The 17254-nt window shown below is 69.4% G+C and carries 17 protein-coding genes; 10 read left to right on the forward strand and 7 right to left on the reverse strand.

The genetic code is table 11. The annotated features are described in order from the left end of the window. Positions 1–120 precede the first annotated feature (120 nt). The 4 genes from J2X37_RS08420 (at position 121) to J2X37_RS08435 (ending at position 4110) form a co-directional block, all read left to right on the forward strand. Positions 121–939, forward strand: a complete 819-nt coding sequence (locus tag J2X37_RS08420; RefSeq protein WP_310019955.1) for an outer membrane protein assembly factor BamD — start codon at positions 121–123, stop codon at positions 937–939. A 96-nt stretch (positions 940–1035) separates the two neighbouring features. Then, on the forward strand, positions 1036–2253 hold the full coding sequence (locus tag J2X37_RS08425; RefSeq protein ID WP_310019958.1) for a cytochrome P450: 1218 nt from the start codon (positions 1036–1038) through the stop codon (positions 2251–2253). 202 nt (positions 2254–2455) lie between these two features. Further along, on the forward strand, positions 2456–3259 hold the full coding sequence (locus tag J2X37_RS08430; RefSeq protein WP_310019960.1) for a methyltransferase: 804 nt from the start codon (positions 2456–2458) through the stop codon (positions 3257–3259). Between the two features lie 32 nt (positions 3260–3291). After that, positions 3292–4110 (forward strand): transglutaminase-like cysteine peptidase, encoded by an 819-nt coding sequence (locus J2X37_RS08435; protein ID WP_310019961.1) that lies wholly within the window; start codon positions 3292–3294, stop codon positions 4108–4110. Between the two features lie 22 nt (positions 4111–4132). Here the strand turns inward: J2X37_RS08435 and J2X37_RS08440 are convergent, their stop codons facing one another. Together J2X37_RS08440 and J2X37_RS08445 are read right to left on the reverse strand one after the other, a co-directional pair. Beyond that, complete coding sequence (locus J2X37_RS08440) at positions 4133–5233, reverse strand: glycosyltransferase family 1 protein (RefSeq protein ID WP_310019963.1); 1101 nt, start codon at positions 5231–5233, stop codon at positions 4133–4135. Continuing rightward, positions 5230–6219: a UDP-2,3-diacylglucosamine diphosphatase gene (locus J2X37_RS08445; protein WP_310019965.1), complete on the reverse strand. Its 990-nt coding sequence runs from the start codon at positions 6217–6219 to the stop codon at positions 5230–5232. The genes J2X37_RS08440 and J2X37_RS08445 overlap by 4 nt, the downstream gene beginning before the upstream one ends. Before the next feature lie 212 nt (positions 6220–6431). On the opposite strand from J2X37_RS08445, the gene recN reads away from it, so the two are divergent. Further along, positions 6432–8093 carry a DNA repair protein RecN gene (gene recN / locus J2X37_RS08450; protein ID WP_310019968.1) on the forward strand — a complete coding sequence of 554 codons (1662 nt, stop codon included), beginning with the start codon at positions 6432–6434 and terminating at the stop codon, positions 8091–8093. Here recN and J2X37_RS08455 read toward each other — a convergent pair. Beyond that, positions 8090–8599: a DUF2165 family protein gene (locus tag J2X37_RS08455; protein ID WP_310019970.1), complete on the reverse strand. Its 510-nt coding sequence runs from the start codon at positions 8597–8599 to the stop codon at positions 8090–8092. The two genes, recN and J2X37_RS08455, sit on opposite strands and share 4 nt — an antisense overlap. Positions 8600–8688: 89 nt before the next feature. Here J2X37_RS08455 and ligA point away from each other — a divergent pair, with 89 nt between their 5' ends. Next, on the forward strand, positions 8689–10752 hold the full coding sequence (gene ligA, locus J2X37_RS08460; RefSeq protein ID WP_310020360.1) for an NAD-dependent DNA ligase LigA: 2064 nt from the start codon (positions 8689–8691) through the stop codon (positions 10750–10752). Between the two features lie 16 nt (positions 10753–10768). Then, positions 10769–11353 carry a GNAT family N-acetyltransferase gene (locus J2X37_RS08465; RefSeq protein ID WP_310019972.1) on the forward strand — a complete coding sequence of 195 codons (585 nt, stop codon included), beginning with the start codon at positions 10769–10771 and terminating at the stop codon, positions 11351–11353. Positions 11354–11373: 20 nt separating this feature from the next. Here J2X37_RS08465 and J2X37_RS08470 read toward each other — a convergent pair whose 3' ends face one another. The 4 genes from J2X37_RS08470 to bla are packed head-to-tail and all read right to left on the reverse strand — an operon-like array spanning position 11374 to position 14313. Then, a complete protein-coding gene (locus J2X37_RS08470; protein WP_310019974.1) occupies positions 11374–11745 on the reverse strand; it encodes a hypothetical protein in 372 nt (123 codons plus the stop codon). A 44-nt stretch (positions 11746–11789) separates the two neighbouring features. Further along, positions 11790–12512, reverse strand: a complete 723-nt coding sequence (locus J2X37_RS08475; protein ID WP_310019977.1) for a TIGR02117 family protein — start codon at positions 12510–12512, stop codon at positions 11790–11792. Continuing rightward, positions 12470–13390, reverse strand: coding sequence for a 50S ribosomal protein L11 methyltransferase (locus tag J2X37_RS08480; RefSeq protein ID WP_310019979.1), 921 nt, complete (start codon positions 13388–13390; stop codon positions 12470–12472). The genes J2X37_RS08475 and J2X37_RS08480 overlap by 43 nt, the downstream gene beginning before the upstream one ends. Continuing rightward, complete coding sequence (gene bla, locus J2X37_RS08485) at positions 13387–14313, reverse strand: subclass B3 metallo-beta-lactamase (RefSeq protein ID WP_310019981.1); 927 nt, start codon at positions 14311–14313, stop codon at positions 13387–13389. Before bla ends, J2X37_RS08480 begins: the two co-directional genes overlap by 4 nt. A gap of 301 nt (positions 14314–14614) precedes the next feature. Here bla and sdhC point away from each other — a divergent pair, with 301 nt between their 5' ends. Genes sdhC through sdhA form a run of 3 tightly spaced genes read left to right on the forward strand, consistent with a single transcriptional unit; the run spans position 14615 to position 17219 of the window. Next, on the forward strand, positions 14615–15004 hold the full coding sequence (gene sdhC, locus J2X37_RS08490; protein WP_310019983.1) for a succinate dehydrogenase, cytochrome b556 subunit: 390 nt from the start codon (positions 14615–14617) through the stop codon (positions 15002–15004). Positions 15005–15016: 12 nt separating this feature from the next. Then, entirely contained in the window at positions 15017–15394 is a 378-nt protein-coding gene (sdhD, locus tag J2X37_RS08495) for a succinate dehydrogenase, hydrophobic membrane anchor protein (protein ID WP_310019985.1), read from the forward strand. Positions 15395–15398: 4 nt separating this feature from the next. After that, positions 15399–17219 carry a succinate dehydrogenase flavoprotein subunit gene (gene sdhA / locus J2X37_RS08500; protein ID WP_310019987.1) on the forward strand — a complete coding sequence of 607 codons (1821 nt, stop codon included), beginning with the start codon at positions 15399–15401 and terminating at the stop codon, positions 17217–17219. The last annotated feature ends 35 nt before the right edge of the window (positions 17220–17254 follow it).

Genomic DNA, 17254 nt, shown 5'->3' on the forward strand with positions numbered 1-17254 from the left:
CGGATGCATCCCCCAACGACGCCTGCCCCCAACCAGGCGAACAGTTGTCCCCGACGCGTCCGGGGGATTGCGGCGCAAGCTTCACTTGGCGTTCACGAGGGGCGAGGTTATAGGCGGCGCATGACTGCGCATCCTCGTCCGGCGAACTCGCCGCTCCGCCGTTCCGTCCGCATCCTTTCGATCGCCGTCGCGGCCGGCGCGATGTCGCTGACCGCGGGCTGTGCCGGCGGTGCCAAGGTGAAGGACACCGCCTACGTCGCACGCGACGTGGAATCGCTCTACGCCGCGGCCAAGGCGCGGCTCGACAACGGGCAGGTCAAGCAGGCCGCGCAGCTGTTCGACGAGGTGGAGCGTCAGCATCCCTATTCGCCGTGGGCCCGCCGCGCCCAGCTGATGAGCGCGTTCTCCTATTACGCGGCGCGCGATTACACCCAGGCGATCAGCTCGGCGCAGCGCTTCCTTTCGATCCACCCCGGCAACAAGGACGCGCCTTACGCCAGCTACCTGATCGCGCTGTCCTACTACGAGCAGATCAGCGACGTGGAGCGTGACCAGCAGACGACCGCGCTGGCCAAGACCGCGCTGACCGACGTGATGCGCCGCTATCCCGAAAGTGCCTACGCCGCCGACGCGAAGCTCAAGCTGGACCTCGTCAACGATCACCTTGCCGGCAAGGAAATGACCGTCGGTCGCTTCTACGAGAAGACCGGCAAGTGGCTGGCCGCGACGATGCGCTTCCGCAAGGTCGTCGACGAATACCAGACCACCAGCCACACGGCAGAGGCGCTCTATCGCCTGACCGAGACCTACTTGGCGCTCGGCCTGCCCGAGGAAGCGAAGAAGAGCGCGGCGGTGCTGGGCGCCAACTATCCGGGCAACGAGTGGTACGAGCGCGCCTACGAACTCATGCAGAAGAAGGCTGCAGAGCAGGTTTCCTGATCGGCGCGGCCCCGCGTGGGCCGGGCCTTAGCGCATTGGTCAGGTGAGGCGGCGCGGCCGTCATCCTAAGCTCCCCTGCGACAAGGAGAGACCAGGATGGCCACCAGCGCAGACCCCGCCACGATCCCGGATCACGTTCCGGCGGACCGGGTCATCGACTTCGACATCTTCGCGCCGCCGGGCGCGGACCGCGATTACTTCGCCGCGTGGCTGGCGTTGCGGGACCCGGCGATCCCGGCGCTGGCGTGGACGACGGCCAACGGCGGGCACTGGCTGCCGACCCGCGGCGATCTCGTGCGCGAGATCTGGGGCGATGCCGGCCGTTTCTCCAGCGAATCGCTCGCCGTCGTGCCGGGGCTGGGCGAAGTGATGGAATTCATCCCGCTCCAGCTCGACCCGCCCGAGCACAAGCCTTTCCGCAACGCGGTGATGCGCGGTTTCGGCAACAGCCACATGGTGGCGATGACCCCGCTCGTGCGCGCGGTGACGCGGGAACTGATCGCCGGGCTGAAGCCGCAGGGCGCCTGCGAATTCATGCAGTCCTTTGCCGAGATCGTGCCGATCCACGTCTTCCTGACGCTGATCGACGTGCCGGTGGAGGACCGCGCCCGCCTGCGCCCGCTGGGCCAGCAGCTGACCCGGCCCGACGGCAGCATGACCGTGACGCAGCTGCGCGATGCCGCCGACGAATACCTGCGCCCTTATGTCGAGGCGCGGCTGGCCGATCCCGGCGACGACCTGTTCAGCCGCATCCTGTCGGTGCCGATCGAGGGGCGCGCCTGGACCTTTTCCGAAGCGCAGCGGATGTGCCGCAACCTCCTGTTCGGCGGGCTCGACACCGTTGTCGCGATGTTCGGCAGCATCGCCGCGCACCTTGCCCGCAACCCTGACGACCAGGCGCTGCTGCGCGCCGACCCGGCGATCATCCCGGCGGCGGCGGACGAGCTGATGCGGCGCTATCCCACCGTGGCGGTCACCCGCAACCTCACCTGCGATGTCGAGATGGACGGGGTGACGATGAAGGAGGGCGATCTGATCTACCTCGCCAGCGTGCTCCACAACCTCGACCCGGCCAGCTTCGAGGATCCCGAACGAGTCGATTTCACGCGCGAGCTGAACCCGGTGCGGCACACCACGATGGGCAACGGCGTCCACCGCTGCGTCGGGGCGGGGCTGGCGCGGATGGAGGCCATCGTCTTCCTGGAGGAATGGCTTTCGGCCATGCCCGAATTCCGGCTCGATCCCGACCGCCCGGCACGGATGCGCGCGGGCAATGTCGGCGCCTTTACCGAACTGCACCTGCGCTGGGACTGAGCGTGGCCAGCCCTTGCGCCTGTTGATGGCGCCGGGGGGTGGTTGCCAACCGGCGCCGGCGGTGCGACAAACCGCCGCGGGGGCCACGACGGGAAGGGAACCGGATGACCGGGACACAGCGATGATCGGCATTTCCAGCGAACCATCCATGCGCCGGAGAGGCCTGCGGCGAACAATTTCTTCATCGGTTACGCTCCCATCCATGGCTGCTCTGCTGCTGGCCGGATGCACCGCCGAAGGGCCGGACCAGGCGCCGCCCCTCGAAAGCACCGCACGGCAAAGTGCCGCTCGCGCCGCGGCCAGCCCGGCCGACTACGCCGCCATCGTCGCCTCCACCGGCCGGACCGAGGCCGACATGGCCGCCGATCCGCTGCGCAAGCCTGCCGACATGCTGGCCTTTGCCGGGATCAGGCCGGGGATGTCGGTGGTCGAGATGATGCCCGGCGGCGGCTATTTCTCGCGCCTGTTCGCGCCCGCGCTGGGGTCGGGTGGCCAGCTCGCGTTCTACGTGCCGGAAGAGATGGCCGGCAACCGCTACGCCCCGCTCGAAGGTGCGCGCAAGCTGCAGGCGGCGCTGTCCGGCCCTGCGCTTTCGGGCCCTGCGCTTTCGGTGGCGAGCTATCCGCTGGCGGGTCCTGTTCCCGCCGATATGGCCGAACGGTTCGACGTCGTCTGGACCTCGCGCAACTATCACGATTTCCACAACCTGCCCGGTTTCGACGGGCGCGCCGCCAATGCCATGGTGATGGACCTCCTGAAGCCGGGGGGCGTCTACGTCGTGCTCGACCATTCGGCCCCCGACGGCAGCGGCGCTTCCGCCACCGACACCACCCACCGCATCGATGCCGACCTCGTCCGGCGCGAGGTGGAGAGCGCGGGCTTTCTCTACGACGGATCGAGCGCGGTGCTGAAGAACGCGGAGGACGACCGCACCGGCAGCGTCTATTCCGGGCCGATGAAGGGGCGGACCGACCAGTTCGTGATGCGCTTCCGCAAGCCGGGCTGACCGCGGGTGCGCATGGCGCCGGATCCGATGACGTGTCGCTGATCGCGCTGGTTATGGCCGGGGTCGGGGTCGGGGCCGGGGTCGGGGTCGGGGTCGGGGCCGCGCCGCTGGTGGCCGATCCCTTTGCGCCCGACGCGCCGCCGCCCTGTGCCGCGATGGTCGATGGCGTCCTCGAAGCGACGCTGGCGCTGCCCGCGACCGGTTTCCGCTTCGTCGTTCCCGGCGGCGAGGGCGATGCGGCCCCGCCGCTGCCCCCTTGCGCGCCAGAGCCGATGCGGCCCGACGACCCCCACCTTTTTGGATTCTATGCCCTGCCGGTCGGCAACGGGCCGATCGCGGCGCGCTGGCGGCAGGGCGGGTTGCTCGATCTCGAGGAGGGCGATGGGGCGGTGCTGTCGCTGGCGCACGGGCTTGCCGGAGGGGCCAGCCCGCTCGGCCTCGTCAACGCCCGCGTCAATGCCGAGGTGCGCTATGTCGACGATGCCGGCGGCGATGCCTGGGCCGGGGCGATGGAGACGCTGCGGCGGCGGCAGGGGGACTGCGAGGATCTCGCCATCCTGAAGCTCGCGCTGCTGGCCCGCTCGGGCTTTGCCATTGACGACCTGTTCCTGCTGGTCGTGCGCGATACGGGGCGGCAGATCGACCACGCGGTCGCGGTCGTGCGGCACGAGAACCGGACCTGGATTCTCGATAACCGCATCGACGCGCCGCAGGGGGCGGAACGGGTGATGGACTACGTTCCGCTCCAGGCCTTTTCGGGCCGCTGGGCGTGGACTTACGGGTACAAGGGCGGCACCCGCGCGGGCCGCGTCGCGCGCACCGCGCTGCCGCAGCCCGGCACTCTCCGGTAACCAGCGGGGCCGACCGGGCGGCTCAGGCCGCGATCAGGTCCTCGTTAGCCATCGCGGCGGCAAGCGCGCCGACGAACTGGTCGGTCGCCGCATCCCAGCTGAAGCCGCGACCATGGCGGGCACAATGCTCGCGCTCGCAGGTCAGCGCGCGGGCGATGGCCGCGTCGAGATCCTCGTCCAGCGCGCCGACCGGATGGGGCAGTTCGCCGCGCCCGCCGTGACCGTCGCTGCCGACGATGTCGATCGGGCCCTGCACCGGGTAACCTGCCACCGGCACGCCGCATGCCAGCGCCTCGACCATGACGAGGCCGAAGGTGTCGCTGCGGCTGGGAAAGACGAAGCAGTCGGCGGCGGCGTAGGCGCTGGCCAGCGCCTTGCCGGTCAGCCGCCCGGCGAAGACCGCATCGGGATAGCGGGCCTTCAGCGCGGGAAGCGCCGGGCCGTCGCCGACGATGACCTTCGTGCCGGGATGCCGGCAGCGCAGGAAGGCATCAAGGTCCTTTTCCGGGGCGACCCGCCCGACGTAGAGCAGGACCGGGCCGGGCAGCGCGCGGATCGCCGGATCAGGGCCGGCCTCCATGTTGAACAGGCCGCCGTCGATGCCGCGCGACCATGGCACGACCGGGCCGATGCCGCGCCCGATCAGTTCGCGGCGCAGGCTGGGCGTGGCGCAGAGCACGGCGCGGCTGTGCGCGTGGAAGCGGTGCATGACCGGCCAGAACCGCTCGGGCGAAAGCCCGGTGCGCACCGCGGCATAGTCCGGGAAACGAGTGTGGAACGCCGAAGTGAAGGGCACGTCGCGCTTGAGGCAGAAACGCCGCGCCGCCCAGCCGATCGGCCCTTCGGTCGAGATGTGGACGATGTCGGGCGCGAATTCGCGCAAGGCCCGGCCCACGCCGCGCGTCGGCGCGATGGCGAGGCGGATCTCGCCGTAGAACGGCATAGGCACGCTGGCGAACTGGTCGGGCGAGAGCACCAGCACCTCGTGCCCGCGCGCGATCAGGCGGACGATGGTTTCCTCCAACGTGCGGACGACGCCGTTGACCTGGGGCCGCCACGCGTCGGTGGCGATGGCGATGCGGCGGGGAAAGGCGCCGCCGGGCGCGATGGTGCGGACGCTCATGCAGGTTCCCTTTCGGCGTTGATGGCAGGCACGGCGGGCTGGAAGGCGGGCCCGGCCTTGCGGGCACGGACTTCGGCGGCCCAGTCGAGGATGGTGAAGGTGCCATGCGCGTCCTCGACCAAGGCGGTGCAGCTTTCGACCCAGTCGCCGTCGTTCATGTATTCGATGTCGCCGATCCGGCGGATCTCGGCGCAGTGGATGTGGCCGCACACCACCCCGTCGACGCCGCGTTCGCGGGCCGCGTGGGCGACCGCCTCCTCGAAGTCGCAGACGAACTGGACGACGTTCTTGACCCGGTGCTTGAGGTAGGCGGACAGCGACCAGTAGGGCAGTTTCAGCACCCGGCGCGCGGCGTTGAACCAGCCGTTGGCGCGCAGCAGCAGATCGTAGGCCTTGTCCCCGGCAAAGGCGAGCCAGCGATGATAGAGCACGACCCCGTCGAAGGCGTCGCCGTGCGTCACCAGCAGGCGGCGGCCGTCGGCGGTGACGTGCACCGCCTCCAGCGCGGTCTCGATCCCGCCGAAGTGCATGCCGGCATAGTGGCGCAGCATCTCGTCATGGTTGCCCGCGATCAGGATCACACGGGTGCCGCGATGCGCCAGTTTCAGGATGCGGCGGACCACCTCGCTGTGCGCGTCGGGCCAGTACCAGCCCTTCTTCAGCCGCCAGCCGTCGACGATGTCGCCGACGAGGTAGAGCGTCTCGCACTCGATCGCGTGGAGGAAATCGAGGAGCAGTTCCGCGTTGCAGCCGCGCGTGCCGAGGTGGATGTCGGAAATGAACACGCTGCGGAAGCGACGCTTCGGCACGAAGCCGCGCGGCCCCCCGCTTTCGGGCGAGTCGCTGTCGGGCAGGTTGAGCCAGTCCGGGGCGCGGCCCGGCAGGGAAAAGGCGGCGGCCTCGCGGCCGAGGTGGGTGAAGATGCCCTTGCGACCCAGGGGATCGTGCCGGGAAATGACGCTGTCGTTCAGGGAATCGAATTTCATGTCCGCTTGCCCCCATGCATTCCGGATCGTTTCCGTTTCCATCGAGGCGCGTTTCGCACGGCGGCGTTACGGTTGTGCGTCGCTGTGACGGACTTGTGACACGCCTGTGCAGGAAGCTGTGGACAAGCGCGGGACCGGCTGTGCGGCAACGGGGAGAAGCGGTGGAAACGGGCTGACTGGCGCCGGCCGCGCGGCTAGGACATAGAGCGAACATGCTAACCCAACTGGCCATCCGCAACGTCGTGCTGATCGAGGCGCTGGACCTTGCCTTCGCACGCGGGCTTGGCGTGCTGACGGGCGAGACCGGGGCGGGCAAGTCGATCCTGCTCGACGCGCTGGGGCTGGTGCTGGGCAATCGCGCCGATTCGGGCTTGGTCCGCAATGGCGAGGAGCAGGCGAGCGTCACCGCGACTTTCGAGTTCGAGACCCTGCCCGCCGGGATGGCGGACACGCTGGAGGAGGCGGGGGTGGAGATCGAGCCGGGCGAGGCGCTGGTCCTGCGCCGGAACGTGAAGGCGGACGGCGGGTCCAAGGCCTTCGTCAACGGGCAGCCGGTCGGCGTGGCGACCTTGCGCTCTCTGGCGCCGTTCCTCGTCGAGTTGCACGGGCAGCACGACGATCGTGGGCTGGTCAACGCACGCGGCCACCGCGCGCTGCTGACCCGCTATGCCGCGGCGGACGAGGCGGGCGTCGCAGACGCCTGGCGCAAGTGGCAGGCGGCCGAGGCAGCGCTGGCCGAGGCGCGCGCGGCGGCGGACAATGCCGCGGCGGAACAGGAACTGGCGGCGGCGCATCTCGCCGAACTGGAACGGCTCGCGCCGGAGGAAGGCGAGGAGGAAACGCTCGCCGGAGAGCGGGCCGACATGCAGAAGGGCGAGCGGCTGGCCGACGACCTTTCCAACTTGCAGCACCTTTTTGCCGGGTCCGACAGCGCGCTGGCGCAACTGCGCGCGGCGGCGCGGCGGCTGGACCGGATCGCGGGTGAGCACACGGCGCTGGCCGATGCGCTTGCCGCGCTCGACCGCTGTTTGATCGAGGGCGGCGAGGCGGAAGCGGCGGTCGATCGCGCGCTGGATGCCTTGAGCTTCGACCCCGCCCGGCTGGACGCGGTGGAAACGCGGCTGTTCGACTTGCGGGCGGAGGCGAGGAAGCACGGCTGCACGGTCGACGAATTGCCCGCCAGGATGGCCGCCCTGCGCGCTACGCTGGAAGCGATCCACGGCGGGGAGGCGCGGATCAGGGCGCTGGAGGCCGCCGCCTTCGACAGCGGCGCGCATTACCGGGCGCTGGCCGAAACCCTGTCGGCGCAGCGGGTGGAGGCGGCCAAGCGGCTGGACCAGGCGGTCGCGGCGGAACTGGCCCCGCTCAAGCTCGATGCCGCGAAGTTCAAGACGCTGGTCACCCGCACGGGCGAGGACAAGTGGGGTCCGCACGGCATGGACGCGGTGGAATTCCTGATCTCGACCAATCCCGGCGCGCCTTTCGCGCCGCTGGCCAAGATCGCGAGCGGGGGCGAACTGTCGCGCTTTATCCTCGCGCTCAAGGTCGCGCTGGCCGAGGAAGGCGGCGCGGCGGTCATCATCTTCGACGAGATCGACCGCGGCGTCGGCGGCGCGGTGGCAAGCGCCATCGGCGAGCGGCTGGCGCGCCTTGCCTCCGGCGGGCAGTTGCTTGCCGTCACTCACAGCCCGCAAGTCGCGGCGCGGGGCAATGGCCACTACATGATCGCGAAATCGAGCGAGGGCACGGTGACGCGCACCTCGGTCGGCCTGCTCGACGCGGACGGGCGGCAGGAGGAGATCGCGCGGATGCTGTCGGGCGCGGAAATCACGCCGGAGGCGCGCGCGCAGGCGGAGCGGTTGCTGGAAGCTTAGGCCGATGCCGCGGCGGCGGGGCGGTCTTCGGGAAGCGAGAGATAGATCAGCGTCATCATTGCCATCGCGCCGTAGATCCACGATCCGGTCGTCGGCCCCGCGCCCTGCGGCATCTGCCACAGCTGGTATCCGGCGACGGCCACGCCCTGGAACAGGCCCCACCAGTTGAGCACGGCGCAGCCCATGCCGATCTTCGCCCACCGGCGCGCGTGAAAGAAGGTCGCAGCGTCGGCGCGCCGCGCCCGCCACATCGCCCATGCCCCGAACAGGCCGAGCAATCCCGCCGCCGCCTCCAGCGCGAAGACCGCGGCCATCGCCACTGCGATTAGCGGCGCGGGCGGCACGGGCAGCAGGGTGACGGGATAGGCGACCTGGTCGGCGTGGCTGGTGGTGTAGATGAAGAAGGCCTGTGCCGCGCCGAGGTTGGCGATGTTGTGCGCGACATAAAACAACGCCATCAGCCCGATGGCCGCGCTGGCCATCGCTTTGAGAATCCTGTCGGTCACCGCTCCGGTCCCCCTGTATTTCCGCGCCCCGGCGGCTAGATACCATGCATGTTGCTGACAGGACGATGCGCGTGACCGATCCGGGAGAGATGAGCGAGGCCGAGGCCGCGAACGAGCTGATGCGGCTGGCCCGGCAGATCGCGCGGCACAACCGGCTCTACCATGCCGAGGATTCGCCCGAGATCTCCGACGCGGACTACGACGCGCTGGTCCGCCGCAACGCCGCGATCGAGGACGCCTTTCCCCATCTCGTGCGCGATGACAGCCCGTCACGCGCCGTGGGGCACGAGGTTGCCGCATCGCCGCTGTCGAAAGTAACGCACGAGGTTCGCATGATGAGCCTCGACAATGCCTTCGCCGACGAGGAAGTGGCCGACTTCGTCGCCCGCGTGCGCCGCTTTCTGTCGCTGCCGGAAGGTGAGCCGGTGGCCTTTACCGCCGAGGACAAGATCGATGGCCTGTCGTGTTCGCTGCGCTACGAGGGCGGGCGACTGGTGCGCGCGGCGACGCGCGGCGACGGTCAGGTGGGTGAGGACGTGACCGCCAACGTTGCGCACATCGCCGACATCCCGCAGCAGTTGGGCGGCGCGGACGTGCCCGAAGTCTTCGAGATTCGCGGCGAGGTGTTCATGGCCAAGGCCGATTTCCTCGCGCTCAACACGGCGCAGGAGGCGGCGGGGGGCAAGATCTTCGCCAACCCGCGCAATGCCGCCGCCGGCTCGTTGCGGCAGAAGGACGCCGCCGTCACCGCGCAGCGCCCCTTGCGTTTCTTCGCCCACGGCTGGGGCGCGGCCAGCGCGGTGCCCGGCAAGAGCCAGTTCGAGGTGATGCGGGCCATCGCGGACTGGGGCGTGCCGGTTTCCGCCGCGCTGGTGCGGTGCGAGACGCTGGAGGCGATGCTGGCGCATTACCGCGCGATCGGGCGGACGCGGGCGGACCTGCCCCATGACATCGACGGCGTTGTCTACAAGGTCGACCGGCTGGATTGGCAGCAGCGGCTGGGCTTCGTGGCCAAGGCGCCGCGCTGGGCGCTGGCCCACAAGTTTCCCGCCGAAAGGGCCGAGACCACGCTGGAGGCGATCGACATTCAGGTCGGGCGCACCGGCAAGCTGACCCCGGTCGGGCGGCTGACCCCGGTGACGGTGGGCGGGGTGGTGGTGTCCAACGTGACGCTGCACAACCGCGACGAGATCGCCCGGCTGGGCGTGCGGCCCGGCGACCGGGTGGTGGTGCAGCGCGCCGGCGACGTCATCCCGCAAGTGGTCGAGAACCTGACCCGAGACGAGCCGCGCGGCGGATACCGCTTCCCCGACCATTGCCCGATCTGCGCCAGCGAGGCGGTGGCCGAGGAAGGCGAGGTCGACGTGCGCTGCACCGGCGGGCTGATCTGCCCGGCGCAGCGGACCGAGCGGCTGAAGCACTTCGTCAGCCGCGCCGCGCTTGACATCGAGGGGCTGGGCGAGAAGACCATCGACGAATTCTTCGCGCTCGGCTGGCTGGAAAGCCCCGCCGACATCTATCGCCTGCGCCGGCGGCGCGACGATATCCTCAGGCTGGAGGGCTGGAAGGACAAGTCTGTCGATAACCTGTTGGCGGCGATCGAGGCGAAGCGCAGGCCCGATGCCGCGCGGCTTCTGTTCGGCCTCGGCATCCGCCATGTCGGCGCGGTCACCGCACGCGACCTGATGAAGCATTTCACGACCCTGCCCGCGCTGCGCGAAGCGGCCGAACAGGCGCGCAACGCCGGCGGCGAGGAGGCTGGTGTGGCGGTGGCCGAACTGACCAGCATCGATGGCGTCGGCCCGGTGGTGGTGGAGGCGCTGGGCGACTTCTTCCACGAGGATCACAACAAGGCGGTCTGGGACGACCTGCTGTCGGAAACCGATCCGCCGCCCTACGTGATCGAAACTAAGGACAGCGCCGTCGCGGGCAAGACGGTGGTCTTCACCGGCAAGCTGGAAACGATGAGCCGCGACGAGGCCAAGGCCCAGGCCGAACGGCTGGGCGCGAAGGCGGCGGGTTCGGTCAGCCCGAAGACCGATCTCGTCGTCGCAGGGCCGGGTGCAGGTTCCAAGTTGAAGAAGGCGGCGGAACTGGGCATCGAGGTCATCGACGAGGCGGCCTGGGCCGAAATCGTCGCGGCGGCGGGATAGGGTTCGGGGAGAGGGCATGCCCAAGGAGACCGGCGATTACGACATCGTGCCGCTGACGCCCGAACGCGCCGGGCTGTTCATGGGCCTGTTCGATGGCGAAGGCTTTGCCGACAATCCCGAGTGGGCCGGGTGCTATTGCCGGTGCTATCATTTCGACGACAGCATGGGCGAATGGGACGAGAGCGACGGGGCGACCAACCGCCCGGCGGCCTGCGCGCTCATCGCGGAAGGCACCATGCGCGGCTGGCTCGCGGTGCGGGACGGGCGCGCGATCGGCTGGCTCAACGCGGCGCGCAAGGACAGCTATGCCGCGTTCCGGGGCGACGACATTCCGGGAAAGCCGGGCGAGAGCACGGGCATGATCACCTGCTTCCTCGTCGCTCCGGGCGTGCGGGGGCAGGGCGTGGCGCGCGCGCTGCTAGAACGGGCGATTGCCGGGTTTCGCGAGGACGGGCTGGAATGGGTGGAGGCAAAGCCCGCCCGCAACGCCGCGGGACCGGCCCGCAACTATCACGGCCCGCTCAAGCTCTACGTCGACCTGAACTTCGCCCTGGTCGGCGATTTCAGCGAGCGCCAGCACCTCGTCCGGCTGGCGCTGTAGACCAACCTGGTCTTGCGGAGTCAGTCGCGGTAGTCGCGCTCGTCACGGAGCTGACCCTCGTCGGCCATGCCCGGCTCCTCGTCCTGCGGCACCTCCTGCGGCGCGCCCATGGTCATTTCGCCGTCGAGCGCGCGCGGATCGTGCTCGCTGCCGCAGATCCGCTGCGAGCTCAGGCCCTGCCGGTTCGCGGCCCGGCGCACGGTGACGGCGGCGATGCGCATCTGTTCCATCGACGCGGCGTTGTTGTTGAAGCTGGGCGCGATGGCCTGGGGCAGGACGCATCCCTCGCGGCTGGCGTAATCGGCGGCGGCGTCGCCCCGATCGTCGCGGTCCTGCGCGATGGCAGGCGTGCAGATGGCGAGAAGGGCGAGCGGGAGGATGATCTTGCGCATGGCCCGGATTGCGCCCGGCGCGGTGAACCGGTGTTGAATGGCGATCAGTCGTCCGACGCGTCGGAAATCGGCGGCACCCATTTCATCACGCCGCCGGGAAACGGCGTCCACGCGCCGGTCCTGATCCCGGCCATCCGCAGGGTTTCGCCGATCCATTCGTTGCAGGTTGCATAGGCGGTGTAGCGGCCGTGCGCGTCGTAGAAGACGTCGTGTTCGGCATAGCCGCGATAGGCCCGCCGTCCTGGCCCCGGCGGCGGCAGGTCGCGCACGATCGCGCGGACGAGGCGGCGATACTGTTCGCGGCTGATGCGCAGCGGGCGGAAATCGGACGATGGCGCGGGGCGCACCCAGAACTCAACGTGGTAGAGCGGTTCGCCGCCCAGCCCGACGATCCGCAGCACGGTCAGCGGCGACAGGTCCGCCCAGGTCGGCGTGTTCAGGAACACCGCCTTTTCGCCCCAGCTCACCGCGACGTGGGTATAGGGCCGGAACGGGTCCGCCGTGTCGGTGGTGGGAAAGGTGCCGCTCCAGTCCATGTCCGGGCCATGCAACGGCATCGCGATGGTGGTGTGGACGCCGTTGGTGGCGACGATGACGGTGACGGCGTCGGGCGCGTCCGAAGGCACAAAATCGCGATTGACCGGAACCGACGAGCCGACCCACCCGGCCGCGAAATAGAGCCCGACGGCCAGCGCCAGCCAGCCGAAGAGCGCGCGGATCGCCCTCAGCGACCGGGCCATGATCGGTCGGGTCGGCGTCGCAGCCACAGGATCGACCAGTCGCCGTTGGTCATCCGGCGGGCAAGGCGGAAACCGGCGCGGAAGCAGGCTCGGCGCACCGCCGCCTCCTGCGTCGTCAGGAGCCCGGCCAGCAGCAGGTGACCGCCCGGCAACACGGCCCGTCCGAAATCGGGCGCCAGTTCGACCAGCGGCCCGGCCAGGATATTGGCGATGAGCAGGTCGTAGGGCGCGCGCCCCGCGATCACCGGGCTGTCAGTGCCGGCGGCGACGGTCATCACCAGTTCGCCCGCGCCGCCGCCCAGCGGCACGCCGTTGCCGGCGGCGTTGTCCTCCACCACCGAAACGCAGACCGGGTCGATGTCGCTCGCCGTGCCGAACGCCATCGGCCACAGGTCGCGCGCGGCAAAGGCGAGGAGGCCGGTGCCGGTGCCGATGTCGGCATAGTTGCGGATCACCACGCCCGCCGCCTTCATCTCGGTTAGCATGGCAAGGCAGCCTGCGGTCGTCTCGTGCTGGCCGGTGCCGAAGGCCTGGCTGGCGGGGATGACGAAATCGGTCGTGCCGTTCTCTCGCATGGCCGGAAAGTCCGGAGTGTGGACGTGGAAGCGGCCCGCGCGGATCGGCGTGACGTCGGCCTGCGACAGCGTCACCCAGTCGGCATCGGGCAGCTTCCGAGCCTCGATGGCGGGTGCCTCGCCGCCGAACAACGCGGCCAGCGCCGCCTTGTCGGCCTTCGTCGGGCGGCGCGGGTAATATGCCTCCAGCACCCAGTCCTCGGGCCTGTCCTCGGCGATTTCGGAGCCGGTGAGGACGACTTCGGCATCCCAGTCCCACGCTTCCTCGTGCGCGACGAGCGCGGCCTGCACCACATCCCGGTGGGCGAAGGCGGTCAGTTTCCAGCTCACTTCGCCGCCTCCGTTGCCAGGCGTTCGTCGAGCGCGCGACCGACCTTGGCGGCGTAAGACCGGCAGGCGTCGCTGTCGACGAGGCTGCCCGAAACGATGCGGGCGCGCATCTCGCTGGCGCTGGGGTGCGGGGTGAGGAGAATGTCGCAATCGAGCGCGGCCAGCGCGGCGATGCCCTGGCGGAACGTGTCGACATAGTCGGGATGGTCGCTGAACCGGTAGTCGTCGCCGCTCACCGCCGAAAGGCTGTCGGCATAGACGATGGTGCGGCAATCCGCCCCTTCGCACGAGCGCCACTGCCAGCTTGTCGCGCCCATCGTGTGGCCCGGCGTCGGCACCATGGTGACGCGGATGTCGCCGAGCGCGACCGGCTGGCCGGGGCCGATCACCTCCGCCTTCGCCACCGGCTGCATCGCCGGGTGGATGTCGGCCTGCGGATCGTCAGGCGCGACATTGCCGCGCAGCATGGCGGCCGCGGCAACCTCGCTCGCCTTCAGCGTGGCGCCGGTCGCGGCCAGCAGCTTCGCCGCGCCGCCGACGTGGTCGTGATGTTCGTGCGTCATCAGCAGCACGCGGATGTCGGCGGGATTGAAGCCGAGCTTCGCGACATTGGCGAGGACGACATCGGCGCCCTTTTCGGTGCCGGTATCGATGAGGACGTGGCCCGCCCCGTCTGCGTCGCCCGCGATCAGGATCGCGCCGATGCCGCACGTGCCGACGTAATAGCTGTTGCCGTGGATGCGGAACGGCGGGCCGGGCTTGTCCCATTCGTCCCAGTCCTCGCAGGCGGCGGGCCAGGCGCTGGCGGCGAAGCCGGCGGCGGGGGCGGGTCGCTCCTGCGGAGTCGCACATGCGGCAAGCGATAGAAGCGCGAGCGCCGTAGCGGCAAGCGGGAGGCGGGGGGCGTGGATGGCGGGGAACATCGTCACCGCGACTACGCTGCCCTTGCGCGAACGGCAAGACGGGCTGCGCCGGGCCGGGCGGGCGCGGCGACCGGCCTGAAACGGAAACGGTGGGCGCAGATCCTGCCATTGCGAGCCGCGCAGGTGCCCGGCGATGCCGCGGCGGGCTGCGCACCTGACACAAATGACTCCAAATCCCCTCTTGCCTCCGCCGCCGCGGACTGCCATTCGCGCCCGCAGCACGCTGTACAGTGGCAATGGCCGGCCCGGCCGACCGTCGCCGCGCAGCGCAAGGCGAATGCATAACGGGGACCCGCACCAAATGGCTCAGGCATCGAACAGGCCGCTTTCTCCGCATCTCTCGATCTGGAAATGGGGCCCGGCGATGGCCGTCTCCATCCTGCACCGCGTGTCGGGCAACGGCCTGGCCGTCGCCGGCCTGCTGGTCCTGCTCTGGTTCGTCGGCGCGGTCGCGGGCGGGCCGGAAAGCTACGCCACCTTCGCCGGGCACATGGGCAGCTGGTACGGCATGGTCGTGCTGGTCGGCATCTCGTGGGCGTTTTTCAACCACCTTTCCAGCGGCTTGCGGCACCTCGTGCTCGACGTCGGCGCCGGGTTCGAGGTGGACAGCAACAATTCCTGGTCGGTGATCACGATGGTCGCCGGCGTGGTCCTGACGGCGGTCTTCTGGGCCGTGGTCCTGCTGGTCTGAGGGGACGGCATCATGGGTAACGGTACTCACATCGGCCAGGTTCGCGGCCTCGGCTCTGCCAAGCACGGCGCGCATCACTGGCTGGTCCAGCGCTTCACCGCGATCGGCAACCTCGTCCTCGTGCTGTGGCTGGTGTTCAGCCTCGTCATGCTTCCCGACTTCTCGTTCGCGACGGTCAAGGCCTGGCTTTCGGCGCCGTTCGCGGCGACCGCGATGGTGCTGCTCATCGTCTCCACGTTCTGGCACGCGCGGCTCGGCATGCAGGTGATGATCGAGGACTATGTCCACGGCGCCAACCGCTTCGCCGCGATCGTGCTGCTCAACCTCGTCTTTGTCGCCGCCGGTGTCTTCGGCGTCGTTTCCGTCATCCGCATCGCGCTGGGAGCCTGACCCCATGGCTGAAGCCACTACGCAGCCCGCCTACAAGATCATCGACCATACCTACGACACCGTCGTCGTGGGCGCGGGCGGTTCGGGCCTGCGCGCCACCATGGGCAGCGCCGAAGCGGGCCTGAAGACGGCCTGCATCACCAAGGTCTTCCCGACCCGTTCGCACACCGTCGCGGCGCAGGGCGGCATCGCCGCCAGCCTTGGCAACAACACGCCCGATCACTGGACCTGGCACATGTACGACACCGTCAAGGGGTCGGACTGGCTGGGTGACCAGGACGCGATCGAATACATGGTCCGCGAAGCGCCGCAGGCGGTGATCGAGCTGGAGCACGCGGGCGTCCCGTTCAGCCGCAACCCCGAAGGCACGATCTACCAGCGCCCGTTCGGCGGCCACATGCAGAACATGGGCGAAGGTCCGCCGGTGCAGCGCACTTGCGCCGCCGCCGACCGCACCGGCCACGCGATGCTCCATGCGCTCTATCAGCAGAGCCTGAAGTACGACGCCGACTTCTATATCGAGTACTTCGCGATAGACCTCATCATGGTCGACGGCGAGTGCAAGGGCGTCATCGCCATGTGCATGGACGATGGCTCGATCCACCGCTTCCGCGCCCACGCGGTCGTTCTGGCGACCGGCGGCTACGGCCGCTGCTACTACACCGCGACCTCGGCGCACACCTGCACCGGCGACGGCGGCGGCATGGTGCTGCGCGCGGGGCTTCCGCTGCAGGACATGGAATTCGTGCAGTTCCACCCGACCGGCATCTACGGCGCGGGCGTGCTGATCACCGAAGGCGCGCGCGGCGAGGGTGGCTACCTCACCAACTCCGAAGGCGAACGCTTCATGGAGCGTTACGCTCCGTCGGCAAAGGACCTTGCCAGCCGCGATGTCGTGTCGCGTTCGATGGCGATGGAAATCCGCGAAGGGCGCGGCGTCGGGGCGGAGAAGGACCACATCTTCCTCCACCTCAACCACATCGACCCGAAGGTGCTGGCAGAGCGGCTGCCCGGGATCACCGAAAGCGGCAAGATCTTTGCCGGCGTCAACCTCACCAAGCAGCCGCTGCCCGTGGTGCCGACGGTGCACTACAACATGGGCGGCATCCCCTGTAACTACCACGGCCAGGTCGTGACCATCGGCGCTGACGGGAACCCGGAAACGGTCGTCCCCGGCCTCTACGCGGTGGGCGAAGCCGCCTGCGTGTCGGTGCACGGCGCGAACCGCCTCGGCTCGAACTCGCTGATCGACCTCGTCGTCTTCGGCCGGGCCACCGGGCACCACCTGCGCGACAGCATCAAGCCGCAGTCGGCCCACGCCAACCTGCCCAAGGACAGCGCCGACTTTGCCCTGTCGCGGCTCGATCACTTCCGCCATGCCAAGGGCGGATCCTCGACGGCGGAGATCCGCACCGAGATGCAGCGCACGATGTCGGGCCACGCCGCCGTGTTCCGCACCGACGAGCTGATGGCCGAGGGCAAGGAGAAGCTTGCCGCCACCTACAAGCGGATGGAGGACATCCACGTCACCGACCGCTCGCTGATCTGGAACAGCGATCTCATCGAAACGCTGGAGCTGGACAACCTGATCAGCCAGGCGACCGTGACGATGCATTCGGCCTTCAACCGCAAGGAAAGCCGCGGCGCCCACGCGCACGAAGACTTCCCCGAGCGCAACGACGGCGAGTGGATGAAGCACACGGCGAGCTGGTTCGACGGCTGGGGCGGCAAGGGCGGGGCGGTTCGCCTCGACTATCGCCCGGTCCACGAATATACGCTGACCGATGACGTCGAGTACATCAAGCCGAAGAAGCGCGTCTACTGATCGCGCCAATGCGCTGATGCCGGCTTCGCCCGTGC

The organism is Croceicoccus sp. BE223 (genome assembly GCF_031457155.1).
Taxonomy (GTDB): domain Bacteria; phylum Pseudomonadota; class Alphaproteobacteria; order Sphingomonadales; family Sphingomonadaceae; genus Croceicoccus.